Origin of the sequence: Nocardioides sp. NPDC057577, assembly GCF_042801335.1 — a bacterium.
GTDB lineage: Bacteria > Actinomycetota > Actinomycetes > Propionibacteriales > Nocardioidaceae > Nocardioides.
In genome coordinates, this window is sequence record NZ_JBHVGB010000148.1 from 1 (window position 1) to 16,198 (window position 16,198).

Below are 16,198 nucleotides of genomic sequence, written 5' to 3' on the forward strand. Positions count from 1 at the left end.
GGGGTCACCAGGTGACCCCAGCACTCCCACGTTCCGTATTCGGAGCTCAGCCGATCCGGTCGGAGAGGGAGACGACGATGCCCTCCGGGCCGCGGACGTACGCCATCCGCACGATGTTCTCGTGCACTCCGACGCCGCCGACGAGCCCGTAGCCGTCGGCGGCCAGCCGCTCCAGCTCCGCGTCGAGGTCGTCGACCTCGAAGCAGACGTTGCGCAGGCCCAGCTCGTTGGCCATCGCTCCGGGCGAGCCCGGGGTGTGGTCGGGGCGGACGAAACGGGCCAGCTCGAGGGCGGTGCCGCCACCAGGCGGCCGCAGCATCACGACCTCGCAGCGGGCTCCGGGGATCCCGCACACCGTGTCGATGAACTCGCCCTCCACGAACGTTCGGCCCTCGATCTCCAGGCCGAGGCCGACGAAGAACTCCGCGGCCGTGTCGATGTCGGCGACGGTGACGCCGATGTGGTCGAACCGCAACTGCTGTGTCATGACTCTCATCCTTGTGCTCGTCGGGTGTCTCTGCCCGGTGAACGAGGCCGGGAGGCCGTTCTCTACATCCCAGGGTGGTTGGTTAGGGTCGCTGTCCGTGGAGGTCGAGGGCTCGCCGTGGCGACGAGGGAGGCTGCTCGCCTTCATCGCGGTGCTGCTCGCGGTGGTGATCGGGCTGCACGGGCTGGTGCCCAACCGCTGGGGCAACCTGGGTTCGCTGGTCGCGACGTTCCTGCCGTGGCTCGTCCTGGCGGTTCCGGTGCTGATCCTTGCGGCGGTCCTACGGCGGTCGGCCCTCGCCGCGCTGCTCGCGCTGACCCCGCTCGCCGCCTGGTTGGGTGTGTTCGGCCCTCAGCTGATGCCCGTCGAGCCGGCGGCGTACGACCTCACGGTCGTGCAGCACAACGTCGCCGACGACAACCACGATGTCGAGGGGACCGTCGAGATCCTGCTGGCCGAGGATCCTGACATCGTGGCGCTCGAGGAGCTCACCTCCGAGAACCTCCCGCGCTACGAGGCTGCGCTGGGCCAGAGGTTCGAGCATCACACGACCCAGGGCACCGTCGGGCTCTGGTCGCGTCACCCGATCTCGGAGCGTACCCGGGTCGACATCCGTCCCGCGGGCATCGAGGCATCCTGGGACCGATGCCTGCGAGCGGTCGTCCAGACCCCGGAGGGCGAGGTGACCGTCTATGTGGCGCACCTTCCCTCCGTCCGGCTGGGCCCGCGCGGGCTCGCGGCGAACAGCCGCAACCGGAGCGCCGAGCTGCTGGCCGAGGCGATCGCCGAGGACCCGGCGCGGGAGGTGCTGCTGGCCGGCGACCTCAACGGGAACCTGATGGATCCGGGGCTCGCCCCGCTCACTGACCAGGTCTCGCGCGAGGAGCACGGCTTCCGGTTCACCTTCCCCTCGGCGTTGCCCGTCGTGCAGCTCGACCATGTCCTCGCACGTGGTGCCGAGGTGACGGAGCTGAAGGTGCTTCCACGATCCGGCAGCGACCATCTGCCGGTGGTGGCGTACGTGTCGCTGGGTCAGTGACCGGAGAGCTGTCCGGTCAGCCGCTCGTGCCGGTCGGCGCTGGACCGGTTCAGACCGACGATGCGTACGGACTTGTTCTTGGCTTCGTACTTGTGGGTGATCGCGTCGAGGGTCGCGACCGTGGAGGCGTCCCAGATGTGGGAGTCGGAGAGGTCGATGACGATCTCGTCGGGGTCATCGGCGTACTCGAACTGGGTGTAGAGGTCGTTGCTCGAGGCGAAGAAGAGCTCGCCGGAGACCCGGTAGATGGCCTGCACGCCGCCATCGGCGTCCTCCACGAGCTCTCGGTGCGTCTTGGTCAGATGCGCGACACGGCGCGCGAACAGAGTCATCGCGACCAGAACCCCGACGATGACACCGATCGCGAGGTTGTGGGTCGCGACGGTGAACGCGACGGTCGTGAGCATCACCGCCGTCTCCGAGAGCGGCATCCGCCGCAGGGTGGCGGGCCGGACCGAGTGCCAGTCGAAGGCGCTGACCGAGACCATGATCATCACCGCGACCAGGGCGGCCATCGGGATCAGCGCCACGGTGTCGCCGAACCCGACGACGAGGATGAGCAGGAAGAGGCCGGCGAGGAAGGTGGACAGGCGCGTACGGGCGCCGGAGACCTTGACGTTGATCATCGTCTGGCCGACCACCGCGCAGCCGCCCATGCCACCGAAGAGGCCGGTGATCAGGTTCGCGAGGCCCTGAGCGCCGGCCTCGCGGGTCTTGTCGGAGTGGGTGTCGGTGATGTCGTCGACGAGCTTGGCGGTCATCAACGACTCGAGCAGGCCGACCAGAGCCATGCCCAGGGCGTACGGGGCGATGATCTGCAGCGTGTCGAGGCTGAGAGGTACGTCGGGGAGGAACCAGGTCGGCAGGCTGTCGGGCAGATCGCCCTGGTCACCGACGTTCGGCACGTCGACCGCGCCGAGGACGGTGAAGGCGGTGAGTGCGACGATCGCGACCAGCGGCGCCGGGATCACCTTGTTGATCCGCGGGAACCCCACGATGACGGCGATGCCGACGGCGATCATCGGGTAGACGGCCCAGGGCACGTCGACCATGTGGACGAGCTGCGCCTGGAGGACGAGGATCGCGAGCGCGTTCACGAAGCCGACCATCACCGAGCGGGGGAGGAAGCGCGTCAGCCGGGCCACCCCGACCAGCGCCAGGCCGATCTGGATCAGACCGCCCAGGAGCACCGTCGCGATCAGGTAGTCGTAGCCGTGGTCCCGCATCACCGGCGCGATCACCAGCGCGACCGCTCCGGTGGCCGCCGAGATCATCGCCGGTCGCCCGCCCAGGAACGAGATCGCCACCGCCATCGTGAACGAGGCGAACAGCCCGACCCGCGGGTCGACCCCGGCGATGATCGAGAACGAGATCGCCTCGGGGATCAGCGCGAGCGCGACGACGAGACCCGCCAGCACCTCCGTACGCAGCAGGCGCGGTGAGCGCAGCGCGGCGAGCACGGTGGGCTCGGCCGGCCCGGAGGTGGCCAGGGGTGAAGGCACTGAGGACGGTCCGATCGGTCGCGGCTGGCAGGATGGGCAGGACGAGAGAACGGTACTCTCACGTAACGTAAGGGTTGGCGTCGTCGACCGTGTGAGAAGGGACACCATGACGCGCAGTGCTGCCCCCGAAGGGGCGATGCAGATCGGCGAGGTCGCTGCGCGCACCGAGCTGTCGCTGCGCAGCCTTCGGCACTGGGAGGAGGTCGGCCTGCTGAGTCCCTCGGGGCGCAGCGAGGGCGGCTTCCGGCTCTACACCGAGGATGACGTCGACAAGATCCTGGTGATCCGCCGGATGAAGCCCCTCGGCTTCAGCCTCGAGGAGATGAAGGCGGTCATGGTCGACATCGAGATCCTGCGCGGGTCCGCGCCCGACCCTGCCGACGCCACCGCGGCTCGCGAGCGCCTCGCCGCGGTTCGCGCAGAGGCCGGCGTACGCCGCGAGAAGCTGGAACGACAGCTGGGGATGGCGGACGAGTTCATCGCGATTCTCAGGCGCGAGCTGCACTGACGTTCCGGAGGGTGGTCCGCCCCGCCGTGTCGTACCTCTGAACGCCTCCGGAGTGACCGCCGACCGTCTAGGGTTTCAAGTATGGACAGGCGCATCTTCGGCATCGAGAACGAGTACGGCGTGACCTGCACGTTCCGCGGCCAGCGGCGGCTGAGCCCGGACGAGGTGGCCCGCTATCTCTTCCGCAAGGTGGTGAGCTGGGGCCGCAGCTCGAACGTGTTCCTCCGCAACGGCGCGAGGCTCTACCTCGACGTCGGCTCCCACCCCGAGTACGCCACGCCCGAGTGCGACGACGTGATCTCGGTCGTCACCCACGACAAGGCGGGGGAGCGGATCCTGGAGGGCCTGCTCCTCGACGCCGAGCAGCGGCTGCACGACGAGGGCATCGCCGGCGACATCTATCTGTTCAAGAACAACACCGACTCGGCCGGCAACTCCTACGGCTGCCACGAGAACTACATGGTCAGCCGCGCCGGGGAGTTCTCCAAGCTCGCCGACGTGCTCATCCCGTTCCTGGTCACCCGTCAGCTCATCGTCGGCGCCGGCAAGGTCACCCACACCCCGCGGGGTGCCGGCTTCGCGGTCTCTCAGCGTGCCGAGCACATCTGGGAGGGCGTCTCGTCGGCGACGACACGGTCCCGGCCGATCATCAACACCCGCGACGAGCCGCACGCGGACGCCGAGAAGTACCGGCGACTCCACGTCATCGTCGGTGACTCGAACATGTCCGAGACCACCACGATGCTCAAGATCGCGAGCTGCCACCTGGTGCTGCGGATGATCGAGGAGGGCGTCGTCCTGCGCGACATGACGATGGAGAACCCGATCCGCGCCATTCGCGAGATCGCCCACGACCTGACCGGCCGCCGCAAGGTGCGACTGGCCAACGGCCGTGAGGCCAGTGCGCTGGACATCCAGAACGAATACCTGTCCAAGGCGCGCGAGTTCGTCGACCGCCGCGAGATCACCGACCCGACCATGCTCGCCTCCCTCGACCTGTGGGAGCGCGGCCTGAAGGCGATCGAGTCCGACGACCTCTCCCTGGTCGACCGCGAGATCGACTGGGTGATCAAGTGGAAGCTGATCGACCGCTACCGCGCCAAGCACGGCATCCCGCTGGGCCACGCGCGCGTCGCCCAGCTCGACCTCGCCTACCACGACATCCACCGCAACCGCGGCCTCTACTACCTGCTGGAGAAGAAGGGCGCTGTCAAGCGCGCCACCACCGACCTGAAGATCTTCGAGGCCAAGTCGGTGCCGCCGCAGACCACGCGAGCAAGGCTCCGCGGCGAGTTCATCAAGAAGGCCCAGGAGCGCCGCCGCGACTTCACCGTCGACTGGGTCCACCTCAAGCTCAACGACCAGGCCCAGCGCACGGTGCTGTGCAAGGACCCGCTCAAGGCGTACGACGAGCGCGTCCAGCGGCTCATCGACGGCATGTGAGGCTCCTGCCGGGGTGGCTTCGCCGCGGTGTAACCACCGGGCGGATATGGTGTGCTCCGCTGTCGTCTGTCTCTATTTCACGTCACGAAGGTTTGCACTGTGCCCACTGCTCCTCGGCCTCGTCTGCGCCACGCGCTGAGCGCGCTGGCCGTCACCCTGCTCATCCCGGCTCTGGTCGCCTGCGGCGGCGAGGAGAAGACGGGGTACGGCGACGAGACCGTCTCCGGCTTCGACGGCGTCACGGTCTCGGCCGCGGTCGACAAGGCGCCCACGCTGAAGTGGGAGTCTGCGATCGCCTACCCCAAGGACCCCAAGGTCAAGACGTTGACCGAGGGCGAGGGTGAGGAGATCCCGGAGGGTCGCGGCGTGTTCGCCAAGATCTACATCGGCAACGCCACCACCCTGGACAAGGACTGGGCCTACGAGAGCCAGGCCGCCGAGGGTGAGGAGCTCCCGGCGGACAAGCCGTGGAGCACCATCTTGAAGGGTGCCAAGGTCGGCGACCGGATCGAGGCCATCGTCGGCTCGGCCGACCTGCTCGGCGAGGGCGGCAACCCGCAGATGGGCATCGGCAACCACGACACGCTGCTGGTCGTCGTCGACGTGGTCAAGGCCGCCGCCGACAAGACGCCGCACGACGTCGACGCCTCCGAGCTCCCCAAGGTCGTCGAGAAGAACGGCAAGCCGACCGGCTTCGACTTCACCGGCATCGCCAAGCCGAAGGCCGACGACGGGCTCAAGCGAGTCATCGTCACCGAGGGCGACGGCGAGGAGATCACCACCGACCAGACGGTCACCGCCAACTACCTCGGCATGACCTACGGCGCCAAGAAGCCCTTCGACGAGAGCTTCAGCAAGGAGGCCGTGCCGTTCGCCCTCAACCAGGTGGTCGCGGGCTGGACCAACGGCCTGGAGGGCGTCAAGGTCGGCAGCCGTGTTCTGCTGCAGATCCCGCCGGAGCTGGGCTACGGTGCTGAGGACAAGCCGGGCCAGGGCGGCACGCCGGGCATCCCTGCGAACAGCACGCTCTACTTCGTCATCGACGTCGTCAAGGCCGAAGCCACCGCGGCGACGCCGTAGCAGAGTCTCTAGGGGGAGAAACACACCGTGGCGGCGGGTAAGACCGAGCGGTTGATGAACCTGCTCATCATGCTGCTCGTGCAGCGTGACAACGTGTCGAAGGAGCGGATCCGCGAGGTCCTCTACCCGTCGTCCCACGGTGAGGCGTTCGAGAAGATGTTCGAGCGCGACAAGGAAGAGCTGCGCAGCCTCGGTGTGCCGATCGAGACCGGCGTGATCGACTCCTTCTTCGAGGACGAGATCGGCTACCGGGTCAGTCCCGAGCAGTTCGCGCTGCCGCCGATCACCCTCGAGGCCGACGAGCTCGCGGTGGTCGCCCTGGCCACCAAGGTCTGGGAGAACGCCTCGATGGCGGAGGCGACCACGGAGGCCGTACGCAAGCTCAACGCCGCCGGGCTCGAGACCGACGTCTCGGCGCTGGAGATCGTCCAGCCGCGCCTGGCCGCGGAGGAGGGCTCCTTCGACGTCTTCGTGGCCGCGACCCAGGACCGGCAGGTCGTCGAGTTCGACTACCGCGGGTCACGGGCCGCCGAGCCCTCCCATCGGCGGCTGCAGCCGTGGGGCGTGGTGCGCTACTCGGGCCGCTGGTACGCCGTCGGCCATGACGTCGACCGCGACGACACCCGCATCTTCCGGCTCTCCCGCGTCCTGGGGGAGGCTCGGGCGGTCGGTGACTTCGATGCCTTCGAGGTCCCGGCAGAGGTGGACGTACGCGATATCGCACGAACACTGGCGCCGGCGCCGCCGACGGGGAAGGCCGTCCTGCTGCTGCGGCAGGGGAGCGGCTACACGCTGCGCAGGGCCGCCGACTCCACCGAGCCCGGGGTGACCGGTCCCGACGGCAGCGACGACTGGGACCGCGTGGTGCTGACCCGGGTGCCCGCCGACCTGGTCGGGGCGGTGCTGGGGCACGGCCCCGACGCCTACGTCGAGGAGCCCGAGGACCTGCGCCGCGAGGTCGGGGCCCGGCTCGAGCGGCTGGTCGCGCGCCTGGACGGAGCCGACCGATGAGCGCCACAGGGGCGAACGCGACGGGTGCCAAGGGGCAGGTGGGACGCCTCCTGACGCTGGTTCCCTACCTCTACTCCCAGATCGAGGACGTACGCCTCGACAAGGCCGCCGCCGACCTCGGCGTCGAGGAGAAGCAGCTGGTCAAGGACCTGCAGGTGCTGTTCATGTGCGGCCTGCCCGGCGGCTACCCCGACGACCTGATCGACGTCGACATCGACGCCTTGACCGAGCCCGACGGTGACCGGGTCATCCGGATCTCCAACGCCGACTACCTCGACCGCCAGCTGCGGCTCACCCCGATCGAGGCCACCGCCGTGATCGTCGCGCTGCGCGCGCTGCGGGGCGGAGCTGTGGCTGCCGAGACCAAGGAGGTCGTCGACCGCACGCTCGCCAAGCTCGAGCAGGCGGCCGCCGAGGGCGCCGCGGCGCAGGTCGACCCCGGCGAGGAGCCGGTCGACGCCTCGCTCGTCCAGATCCATGCCGCGATCGCGACCGCGATCGACCAGGGCCGACAGGTACGCATCGACTACTGGGTCCCGGCGCGCGACGAGGAGTCGTCCCGCGTCGTCGACCCCCGCGCCCTGGTCTCGATCCGTGACATCGAATATCTCGATGCCTGGTGCCACACCGCCGAGGCGCCGCGCAGCTTCCGTCTCGACCGGATCAGGGGTGCCGAGGTGCTCGATACGCCGATCGTGGCCGCTCCGGAGGCGGGTGACGGAGCACGCCTCGACGACGAGAGCGGGTCGGTGCTGCGTACCGACTCGGGCACGGTGGTCCGGGTGCGACTGTCTCCGGAGGCTCGCTGGGTCGGCGAATACTATGCGGTGCTCGACCCGGTGGAGGTGCCGGGCGGCGGGCTCGAGGTGGGGCTGCGGGTCTACGACCAGCGCTGGCTCACCCGGTTGCTGCTGCGGCTGGCTCCCCATGCTGAGGTCCTCGACGAGCAAACGTTCACCGAATCGTTTGCCGCGTCTGCGCGACAGGCTCTCGGCCTGTACCGTACGGACGCGTAGACTTCTGACGTTCCCCCTAAGACGTAGATGAGGTAGTTCATGTTCACTCCATTGATCGGTATGCCGCAGGGAGCCGAGTGGCTCATCATCTTGGCGATCGTGATCCTCGTCTTCGGTGCCGCCAAGCTTCCTGAGCTCGCTCGCGGCACCGGCCAGGCGCTGCGCATCTTCAAGACCGAGACCAAGGGTCTTCGCGACGAGGACGAGAAGGAGAAGGGCGACAAGGCCGAGAAGCCGGCCGAGCTGACCGCCTCCGAGCAGGAGCGGATCGCCGAGCTCGAGCGTCGTGAGGCCGAGATCAAGGCCGAGCGCGAGCGCCTCTCCGGCAACTGAGGTCCACCTTGTCCATCGCTGGTGTTGTCGCGATCTTCAGCGGCGCCCCCAAGCACCCCATCGGCGACGACGGCCGGATGGCTCTCTCCGACCACCTGCGCGAGCTCCGCGGGCGGGTGATCAAGGCATCCTTGGCCCTAGTCGTCGGGTTCGTCGTCGCGCTGTTCTTCTTCGAGCAGCTCTTCGATCTGGTCATGGCCCCTTACCTCGAGGCCGTCAAGATGATGGACCGAGAGGGCGGAGCCGCCTCGCTGAGCTCCGTCAACGGTGCCGCGGGTGGCTTCATGCTCTACCTGAAGCTGTGCGGCCTGGCCGCGTTGATCGGCACCGCGCCGATCTGGCTCTACCAGATCTGGGCGTTCCTGGTGCCGGGGCTGCACGCGAACGAGAAGAAGATGTCGAGGATCTTCGTGGCCGTCGCCGGCCCGCTCTTCCTCGCCGGTGTCGTGCTGGGCTACGTCACCCTGCCCAAGGGCCTGGAGATCCTGTTCGCCTTCGTCCCCGACGGCCTGACCAACATCGTCGAGTTCAGCGAATACCTCAGCTTCCTGAGCCGTACGCTGCTGGTCTTCGGCATCGCCTTCGAGATCCCGGTCTTCGTGATCATGCTCAACCGCATCGGCGTGCTGCCGGGCGCGGCGCTGGCGAAGTACCGGGCATGGATCATCGTCGGCTCCTTCGTCTTCGCTGCCGTCGCGACCCCGTCCGGCGATCCGTTCACGATGACGATCATGGCCGGGCCGATGGTCGTCCTCTTCGGGGTCTCCGAGGTCATCGCTCGGACTCACGACAGACGGAAGGCCAGCAAGCGCAAGGACATGATCGGGGATCCTGACGTCCCGTCGGTGATCTGACCACTAGTCTTCACGACGTGACGCGCCAGATCGCCCTGCTCGCCAACCCCACCGCCGGCCGCGGCAACGCCGACCAGATCCTCGAGGCGGTCACCGCGAGGCTGTCAGCCTCGGGGGCCGTGGTCGAGCACCTGATCGGCGACGACGCCGAGCACGCTCTGGAGCTGGCCCGGAAGGCGGTCGAGGACGGGTTCGACACGGTCGTGAGCCTCGGCGGCGACGGCATGGTCCACGTCGCCGTCCAGGCGCTGGCCGGCACCGAGGTCGGTCTCGGCGTCGTCCCGCTCGGGACCGGCAACGACTTCGCGCGGGCGCTCGGGATCCCGGCCGGCGACCCGCTGGCGGCCGCCGACGTCGTCGTACGCAACCACCTGCGTCGCATCGACCTCGGCCGGACTGCACGCACCGCCTCGGGCTCCGCTTCGGCCGGGGACTCCTGGTTCGCGACGGTTCTGGCGGCCGGCTTCGACGCAGCGGTCAACGAGCGGGCCAACGCGATGAGGTGGCCCCACGGCGATCTCCGCTACACGCTCGCCGCGCTGTCGGTGATCCGCAGCTGGAAGCCGGTGCCCTACCGGCTCGAGATCGACGGTGTCGTCCGCGAGCAGGAGGCGATGCTGCTCGCGATCGCCAACACCGAGTCGTACGGGGGAGGTCTGCGGATCGCGGCGGAGTGCGACCCCACCGACGGGCTGTTGGACGCCATCCTCATCAAGCCGGTCTCACGGCTGGAGTTCCTGCGCGTCTTCCCGGGCGTACGCCAGGCCAAGCACCTCACTCATCCGGCCTTCGAGCGCATCCGTGCCCGCCGGATCAAGGCCTCCGCTCCCGGCGTGATCGCCTACAGCGACGGGGAGCGCCTCGGGCCGCTGCCGCTCGACGTCGAGTGCGTGCCGTCCGCTCTCGGCGTACTCGTGCCGCCGCCGTCCTGATTGTCGGTGTCGGTCGATAGGCTCGGCACCATGGACGCCTCGCCAGCGGAGAAGTACGCCGCGTATCAGCGTGACAAGGGCTACCCCGTCTTCCGGGACTTCGCCTCGCTCTACGACTTCGGGCTCGACGACTTCCAGATCGAGGCGTGCAAGGAGATCGAGGAAGGCAAGGGCGTCCTGGTCGCCGCACCGACCGGGTCGGGCAAGACGATCGTCGGTGAGTTCGCGATCCACCTGGCGCTCGCGACGGGTCGCAAAGCGTTCTACACGACGCCGATCAAGGCGCTCTCCAACCAGAAGTACAACGACCTCGTCAAGCGCTACGGTCCCGACCAGGTCGGCCTGCTGACCGGCGACAACGTCGTCAACGGCGAGGCGCCGGTCGTGGTGATGACCACCGAGGTGCTGCGCAACATGCTCTACGCGGGCTCGCAGACCCTGATGGGCCTCGGGTTCGTGGTGATGGACGAGGTCCACTACCTCGCCGACCGCTCCCGCGGCGCGGTCTGGGAGGAGGTCATCATCCACCTGCCCGAGTCGGTCTCGGTCGTCTCGCTGAGCGCCACCGTTTCCAACGCCGAGGAGTTCGGCGAGTGGCTCACCACGGTGCGTGGCGAGACCACCACGATCATCGAGGAGAAGCGGCCGGTGCCGCTCTACCAGCATGTGATGGCCGGGCGCCGGATCATGGACCTGTTCGCCTCCTCCGACGTCGACGCGGCGGCCGGGTTCGTCAAGGAGGGCGCCCCGGTCAACGGCGAGCTGATGAGGCTGGCGCGCGACGACTGGGCGGCCGGACGGATGACGGACCGGCGTACGCCCAAGGACAAGCGCAAGGGCAACGGAAACCGGCGTGTGGGCAACGGGCGGCGCGTCTGGATCCCGTCGCGCGTGGAGGTCATCACCGCGCTGCAGCGGGACAACCTGCTGCCGGCGATCAACTTCGTCTTCTCCCGGGTCGGCTGCGACGCCGCGGTCCAGCAGTGCATCCAGGCCAACCTGCGGCTGACCACGCCCGATGAGCGCGACGAGATCTTCGCCTACGTCGAGGAGGCCTGCGCAGACCTGCCCGACGAGGACCGCCACGTCCTCGGCTACCACGACTGGATCGACGGCCTGACCCGCGGCGTCGCCGCCCACCACGCCGGGCTGCTGCCGGCCTTCAAGCAGGTCGTCGAGGAGCTGTTCCTCCGCGGCCTGGTGAAGGCCGTCTTCGCGACCGAGACGCTCGCGCTGGGCATCAACATGCCTGCGCGGACGGTGGTCATCGAGAAGCTCTCGAAGTGGAACGGCGAGGCCCACGTCAACCTCTCGCCGGGCGAATACACCCAGCTCGTCGGCCGCGCCGGCCGCCGCGGCCTCGATGTCGAGGGCCACGGCGTCGTGCTCTGGCAGCAGGGGCTCAACCCGCGTGAGCTCGCCGGCCTCGCCTCGACGCGCACCTATCCGCTGCGCTCGAGCTTCAGGCCGTCCTACAACATGGCGGTCAACCTGGTGCACCAGTTCGGGCGGGCACGCTCGCGCGAGCTGCTGGAGCAGTCGTTCGCGCAGTTCCAGGCCGACAAGGCGGTCGTCGGGCTGGCCCGTCAGGTGCGCAAGGCCGAGGACGCCATGGAGGGCTACCAGGAGGCGGCGACCTGCGAGAAGGGCGACTTCATGGCGTACGCCGCGATCCGCCGCAAGATCTCCGACGTCGAGAAGTCCTCCTCCCGCGAGCGGCGTGCCGACCGTCGTGAGGAGATCATCGAGTCGCTCTCGAAGCTGAAGATCGGTGACGTGATCGACGTACCGACCGGCAAGTTCGCCGGTTATGCCGTGATCGTCGACCCGGGCTTCGACCCGGACGGGCCGCGTCCTTACGTGATCACCCAGGACCGGCAGGCCCGCCGCCTGGCGATGATGGACTTCAACGTGCCGATCGCCGCCCAGACCCGGCTGCGGGTGCCGAAGTCGTTCAACGGCCGCAACCCGCAGATGCGCCGCGACATGGCCTCCCGGCTGCGGGAGAAGACCCTCGACCTCCGCCCGGTGCCCTACGAGGGCTCGCCGACCGCCCGCAAGGAGCGCAAGAGCTCGGCGGAGACCCAGATCTCCGAGCTGCGCCGCGAGCTGAAGATGCACCCCTGCCACGACTGCCCCGACCGCGAGGACCACGCCCGCTGGGCCGAGCGCTGGTTCAAGCTCTCGCGTGACACCGACACGCTGCGACGCCGGGTGGAGGCGCGCACCAACACGGTCGCGCGCACCTTCGACCGGGTCTGCGAGGTGCTGGTCGCCCTCGACTACCTCGAGGGCGAGACGGTCACCGAGCGCGGCACCCACCTGATGCGGCTCTACTCCGAGATGGACTTGGTCGCCGCCGAGGCGCTCCGCGAGGGCCTGTGGGACGACCTGACCCCCTCCGAGCTCGCCGCCGCCCTCTCGGTTCTGGTCTACGAGGCCCGCCGCGCCGACGACGCCACCCCGCCCCGCCTCCCCGGCGGCCGGGTCAAGGACGTCATCGCCGAGACCGTGCGGCTGTGGGGTCAGCTCGACGCCCTCGAGCGCGACCACAAGCTCGACTTCCTCCGCCAGCCCGACCTCGGCTTCGCCTGGGCCGCCTACCGCTGGGCCGAGGGCGACGACCTCGACGACGTCCTCGAGGTCGTCGAGCTCGCCGCCGGCGACTTCGTACGCTGGATGAAGCAGCTCATCGACATGTGCGGCCAGGTCGCCGACGCCGCCGGCGACGTGCCTCTGCGTCGTACTGCCCGGCAGACCATGGACCTGCTCAAGCGGGGTGTCGTGGCGTATTCCTCGGTGGTGGAGTAGGGAGCTTTCGTTGTTGCCGTTTCGCGGACAGGACTCCGGGGGATCGCTAGGGTCCGACCGTGCAGAAGCAGGCGAAGGTGGTCGCATTCGGCGGTCGGTCATGGGCCATCTTCATGGGAGCCGGGATGGTGTGGGGACTCCTGATCTGGACCGTGATGTTCCTGGAGTTCCGCGGTGCGCTTCCAGTACCGATGGGGCGGGTCATGGACATCAACATCCTGATCGGTGTCGCGGTCTTCGGCGGTTGGTTCCTGCTCCGACGTGGCCGTCTCGAGGTCAGGGACGACGGGCTGGCGCTGTCCGGTCCACTCGGTTCGCGAGTGGTTCCCTGGTCAGACCTCACTGTCGTTGAGCCGACCTGGGCCTGGCAGTGGGTGCGCTGCCGTGACGCCGACGGTCGAGTCACACTCAGGCTCACGACGTCGAGGTGGTACCCCCGCCTGCAGCACCAGATCCGCGAGCACAACAAGGAGCTGGCCACCCGGCTCTGGTACTGCAGCCGGGTCGACTGAAGCTCGATGGACTTGGTGAAATATGATGGGCGGGTGGATGTCTCTCCCTACGATGCTCTGCTGTTCGTCTCTTTCGGGGGGCCGGAGAAGACCGAGGACGTGGTGCCGTTCCTGGAGAACGTGACCCGGGGACGGGGGATCCCGCGGGAGCGGCTGGTCGAGGTCGGGCAGCACTACTTCGATCGGGGCGGGAAGTCGCCGATCAACGACCAGAACCGGGCCTTCCTGGCGGCGCTGCGTAGCGACCTGGCCGAGCACGGGATCGACCTTCCGGTCTACTGGGGCAACCGCAACTGGGACCCCTACCTGAGCGACACGCTCGCGCAGATGCGGGCCGACGGGATCAAGCGGGCCGCGGTCTTCGCCACCAGCGCCTACTCGTCCTACTCCTCGTGCCGGCAGTACCGCGAGAACCTCTTCGAGGCATGCGACAAGAGCGGCGAGGTCGAGAGCGCCCCGGTGCTCGACAAGCTGCGGCGCTACTACAACCACCCCGGCTTCGTGGCGCCGGTCGTCGACGGCGTGCTCGCCTCTCTCCAGGACCTGCCCGAGGACGAGCGCGACGGGGCGTGGATCCTCTTCGTGACCCACTCGATCCCGACCTCGATGAACGACAACGCCGGCCCCGACGGCAATGCGTACGTCGCCCAGCACCTCGACGTCGCGACGGTGATCGCCGAGCAGGTGGCCGAGGCGCGCGGCGTCGCGCACGAGTGGGATCTCGTCTACTGCAGCCGCTCCGGGGCCCCGCACATCCCGTGGCTCGAGCCGGACGTGAACGACCACCTCGAGGCGCTGGCGGAGAAGGGCACGTCGGCCGTCGTGATGTGCCCGGTCGGCTTCGTCTCCGACCACATGGAGGTCGTCTACGACCTCGACACCGAGGCGATGGACACCGCCGAGAAGCTCGGGATCCACGCCCGCCGCAGCGCGACGGCCGGAGAGGACCCGCGCTTCGTGGCTGCCGTACGCGACCTGCTCCTCGAGCGCGCCGCTGCAGAGCGTGGTGAGGCCCCTGAGCGGCCTACCGTCGGTGACCTGGGCCCCGGGCCCGACCGCTGTCCCGCAGGCTGCTGCTTCAACCAGCGTTCGCAGCTGCCGACGCTGTCGGGAGAGGACTCGCCCCAGTACTCCGAGTGATCGGCCGCGGCATAGGGTCGGCTTCATGACAGAGGATCCATCGCCGGCTCAGCCCGCCCCGCAGCGCCCAACTCCTAAGGCCGGAGACCTGCTCGCGCTCGCGGTTGCGACCGCCCGTGCGGCCGCCGATCTCGTCCGCGAGCGGGCCGCCGGCGTGGTCGAGGTCGCGGCCACGAAGTCCACCGCGACCGATGTGGTCACCGAGGCCGACCGGGACACCGAGGCGCTGATCCGGCGGCTGATCTCCCAGGAGCGTCCGGAGGACGCCTTCTTCGGCGAGGAGGGAGAGGAGACCATGGGCACCAGCGGCGTGCGCTGGATCGTCGACCCGATCGACGGCACCGTCAACTTCCTCTACGGCCTGCCGAGCTACGCGGTCTCGATCGCGGCCGAGTACGCCGGCGAGGTCGTCGCCGGAGCGGTCGTGGACGTGCCCCGCGGCACCCTCTACGCCGCCTTCCGGCAGCCGGACGGATCGGTCGCCGCGGTCAAGGACGGCGAACCCATCGGCGTACGTCAGCCCGCCGAGCTGGGGCAGCGGCTGATCGCCACCGGCTTCTCCTACGACGCCGAGCTCCGCCGGGTTCAGGCCGAAGCGTTGGTCCGTTTGCTCCCGGTCGTACGTGACGTTCGTCGCATCGGCTCGGCGGCCCTGGACATCTGCGGGGTGGCCGAGGGGACCCTCGACGGCTACCTCGAGGAAGGACTGCATCTGTGGGACCACGCCGCGGCCGGTCTGGTGGCGGAGGCCGCTGGTGCTCGTTGGGAGGCGACGACCGGCATCAGCGGTCGCCGGTTCGTGATCGTCGCACCGGCCCATGGCTACGATGAACTACGGAAAGCGGCTGTTCAGGCGGGTTTTCTGCCAGTTGACTCGCTCCCGGGTGTCGTACCCGACTGAAAGCCGCTGGTTGATGTAGATCTATGACCGGCTGGCGGCCGGGAAGGTCCCGGAGCCCCGTCGGCTTCAGCCGCGTTCACCCACCCGAAACTCGCTGATCATCTTTTCCCGTGATAGGGAATACCGCCAGGTGACAGAACGTTTCGGCGACGCGGATCCGGTTGAGTGTGCGAAATCCACGTTGATGGTGCACAATCACGGGCCGTGCCGCTGCCCTCGGGGGCGCGCGGGGGGAATGAAGATGAGTGAGAAGGGGAGTGGCGCATATGGCGACGGACTACGACGCACCGCGTAAAAATGAAGAGGACCAGTCCGAGGAGAGCATCGAAGAGCTCAAGGCTCGTCGTCATGACAAGAACTCGGGCAAGGTCGATGAGGACGAGGCCGAGGCGGCCGAGTCGTTCGAGCTCCCGGGAGCCGATCTCAGCCACGAGGAGCTCGCGGTCGAGGTCAAGCCGAAGCAGGAGGACGAGTTCACCTGTATGAGCTGCTTCCTGGTCCACCACCGCAGCCAGCTGGCTGACGAGAAGAAGATGATTTGTTTTGACTGTGCGTGAAAGCAGTCGAAAAGCCGTCGAGTCGGCGCGTTTGTTTTTATTTTGCGGGCAACCCCCGAGTTCAAAAACGCC

General features: G+C 68.5%; 16 protein-coding genes. 14 read left to right on the forward strand and 2 right to left on the reverse strand.

What is annotated here, in order from left to right; translation table 11 throughout:
- Positions 1 to 46: 46 nt before the first annotated feature.
- Positions 47 to 487: a VOC family protein gene (locus ACFU7D_RS22865; RefSeq protein ID WP_378871562.1), complete on the reverse strand. Its 441-nt coding sequence runs from the start codon at positions 485 to 487 to the stop codon at positions 47 to 49.
- A 97-nt stretch (positions 488 to 584) separates the two neighbouring features.
- Here ACFU7D_RS22865 and ACFU7D_RS22870 point away from each other — a divergent pair, with 97 nt between their 5' ends.
- Entirely contained in the window at positions 585 to 1,526 is a 942-nt protein-coding gene (locus tag ACFU7D_RS22870) for an endonuclease/exonuclease/phosphatase family protein (RefSeq protein WP_378871565.1), read from the forward strand.
- Here the strand turns inward: ACFU7D_RS22870 and ACFU7D_RS22875 are convergent.
- Positions 1,520 to 2,986, reverse strand: coding sequence for a SulP family inorganic anion transporter (locus ACFU7D_RS22875; RefSeq protein WP_378871583.1), 1,467 nt, complete (start codon positions 2,984 to 2,986; stop codon positions 1,520 to 1,522). The two genes, ACFU7D_RS22870 and ACFU7D_RS22875, sit on opposite strands and share 7 nt — an antisense overlap.
- A 148-nt stretch (positions 2,987 to 3,134) precedes the next feature.
- Between ACFU7D_RS22875 and ACFU7D_RS22880 the strand changes: the two genes are divergently transcribed.
- From ACFU7D_RS22880 to ACFU7D_RS22940, 13 genes are all read left to right on the forward strand, one after another.
- On the forward strand, positions 3,135 to 3,536 hold the full coding sequence (locus tag ACFU7D_RS22880) for a MerR family transcriptional regulator (protein ID WP_378871567.1): 402 nt from the start codon (positions 3,135 to 3,137) through the stop codon (positions 3,534 to 3,536).
- Positions 3,537 to 3,617: 81 nt separating this feature from the next.
- Positions 3,618 to 4,979, forward strand: coding sequence for a Pup--protein ligase (gene pafA, locus ACFU7D_RS22885; protein WP_378725927.1), 1,362 nt, complete (start codon positions 3,618 to 3,620; stop codon positions 4,977 to 4,979).
- A gap of 99 nt (positions 4,980 to 5,078) precedes the next feature.
- Positions 5,079 to 6,059, forward strand: a complete 981-nt coding sequence (locus ACFU7D_RS22890) for an FKBP-type peptidyl-prolyl cis-trans isomerase (protein WP_378725925.1) — start codon at positions 5,079 to 5,081, stop codon at positions 6,057 to 6,059.
- Between the two features lie 27 nt (positions 6,060 to 6,086).
- Positions 6,087 to 7,070 carry a helix-turn-helix transcriptional regulator gene (locus tag ACFU7D_RS22895; RefSeq protein ID WP_378725923.1) on the forward strand — a complete coding sequence of 328 codons (984 nt, stop codon included), beginning with the start codon at positions 6,087 to 6,089 and terminating at the stop codon, positions 7,068 to 7,070.
- Positions 7,067 to 8,086, forward strand: a complete 1,020-nt coding sequence (locus ACFU7D_RS22900; RefSeq protein WP_378871570.1) for a helix-turn-helix transcriptional regulator — start codon at positions 7,067 to 7,069, stop codon at positions 8,084 to 8,086. Before ACFU7D_RS22895 ends, ACFU7D_RS22900 begins: the two co-directional genes overlap by 4 nt.
- Positions 8,087 to 8,125: 39 nt before the next feature.
- Positions 8,126 to 8,419, forward strand: a complete 294-nt coding sequence (tatA, locus tag ACFU7D_RS22905) for a twin-arginine translocase TatA/TatE family subunit (protein WP_141804833.1) — start codon at positions 8,126 to 8,128, stop codon at positions 8,417 to 8,419.
- Between the two features lie 8 nt (positions 8,420 to 8,427).
- Positions 8,428 to 9,273 carry a twin-arginine translocase subunit TatC gene (tatC, locus tag ACFU7D_RS22910; protein ID WP_378725920.1) on the forward strand — a complete coding sequence of 282 codons (846 nt, stop codon included), beginning with the start codon at positions 8,428 to 8,430 and terminating at the stop codon, positions 9,271 to 9,273.
- 17 nt (positions 9,274 to 9,290) lie between these two features.
- Positions 9,291 to 10,205 carry a diacylglycerol kinase gene (locus ACFU7D_RS22915; protein ID WP_378871573.1) on the forward strand — a complete coding sequence of 305 codons (915 nt, stop codon included), beginning with the start codon at positions 9,291 to 9,293 and terminating at the stop codon, positions 10,203 to 10,205.
- A 30-nt stretch (positions 10,206 to 10,235) separates the two neighbouring features.
- Positions 10,236 to 13,016, forward strand: coding sequence for a DEAD/DEAH box helicase (locus ACFU7D_RS22920; protein ID WP_378871576.1), 2,781 nt, complete (start codon positions 10,236 to 10,238; stop codon positions 13,014 to 13,016).
- A 59-nt stretch (positions 13,017 to 13,075) separates the two neighbouring features.
- Positions 13,076 to 13,528: a PH domain-containing protein gene (locus ACFU7D_RS22925; protein ID WP_378871579.1), complete on the forward strand. Its 453-nt coding sequence runs from the start codon at positions 13,076 to 13,078 to the stop codon at positions 13,526 to 13,528.
- A 33-nt stretch (positions 13,529 to 13,561) separates the two neighbouring features.
- Positions 13,562 to 14,668: a ferrochelatase gene (locus ACFU7D_RS22930; protein WP_378871581.1), complete on the forward strand. Its 1,107-nt coding sequence runs from the start codon at positions 13,562 to 13,564 to the stop codon at positions 14,666 to 14,668.
- A 25-nt stretch (positions 14,669 to 14,693) separates the two neighbouring features.
- On the forward strand, positions 14,694 to 15,569 hold the full coding sequence (locus tag ACFU7D_RS22935) for an inositol monophosphatase family protein (RefSeq protein ID WP_378725911.1): 876 nt from the start codon (positions 14,694 to 14,696) through the stop codon (positions 15,567 to 15,569).
- 266 nt (positions 15,570 to 15,835) lie between these two features.
- Positions 15,836 to 16,126, forward strand: a complete 291-nt coding sequence (locus ACFU7D_RS22940; protein ID WP_040755057.1) for a DUF4193 domain-containing protein — start codon at positions 15,836 to 15,838, stop codon at positions 16,124 to 16,126.
- Positions 16,127 to 16,198 lie beyond the last annotated feature (72 nt).

Coding starts and splice junctions, on each gene's coding strand:
- ACFU7D_RS22865 (WP_378871562.1), bottom strand. CDS start 487: ATGACACAGCAGTTGCGGTTCGACCACATCGGCGTCACCGTCGCCGAC.
- ACFU7D_RS22880 (WP_378871567.1), top strand. CDS start 3,135: ATGACGCGCAGTGCTGCCCCCGAAGGGGCGATGCAGATCGGCGAGGTC.
- pafA (WP_378725927.1), top strand. CDS start 3,618: ATGGACAGGCGCATCTTCGGCATCGAGAACGAGTACGGCGTGACCTGC.
- ACFU7D_RS22900 (WP_378871570.1), top strand. CDS start 7,067: ATGAGCGCCACAGGGGCGAACGCGACGGGTGCCAAGGGGCAGGTGGGA.
- tatA (WP_141804833.1), top strand. CDS start 8,126: ATGTTCACTCCATTGATCGGTATGCCGCAGGGAGCCGAGTGGCTCATC.
- ACFU7D_RS22920 (WP_378871576.1), top strand. CDS start 10,236: ATGGACGCCTCGCCAGCGGAGAAGTACGCCGCGTATCAGCGTGACAAG.
- ACFU7D_RS22935 (WP_378725911.1), top strand. CDS start 14,694: ATGACAGAGGATCCATCGCCGGCTCAGCCCGCCCCGCAGCGCCCAACT.
- ACFU7D_RS22940 (WP_040755057.1), top strand. CDS start 15,836: ATGGCGACGGACTACGACGCACCGCGTAAAAATGAAGAGGACCAGTCC.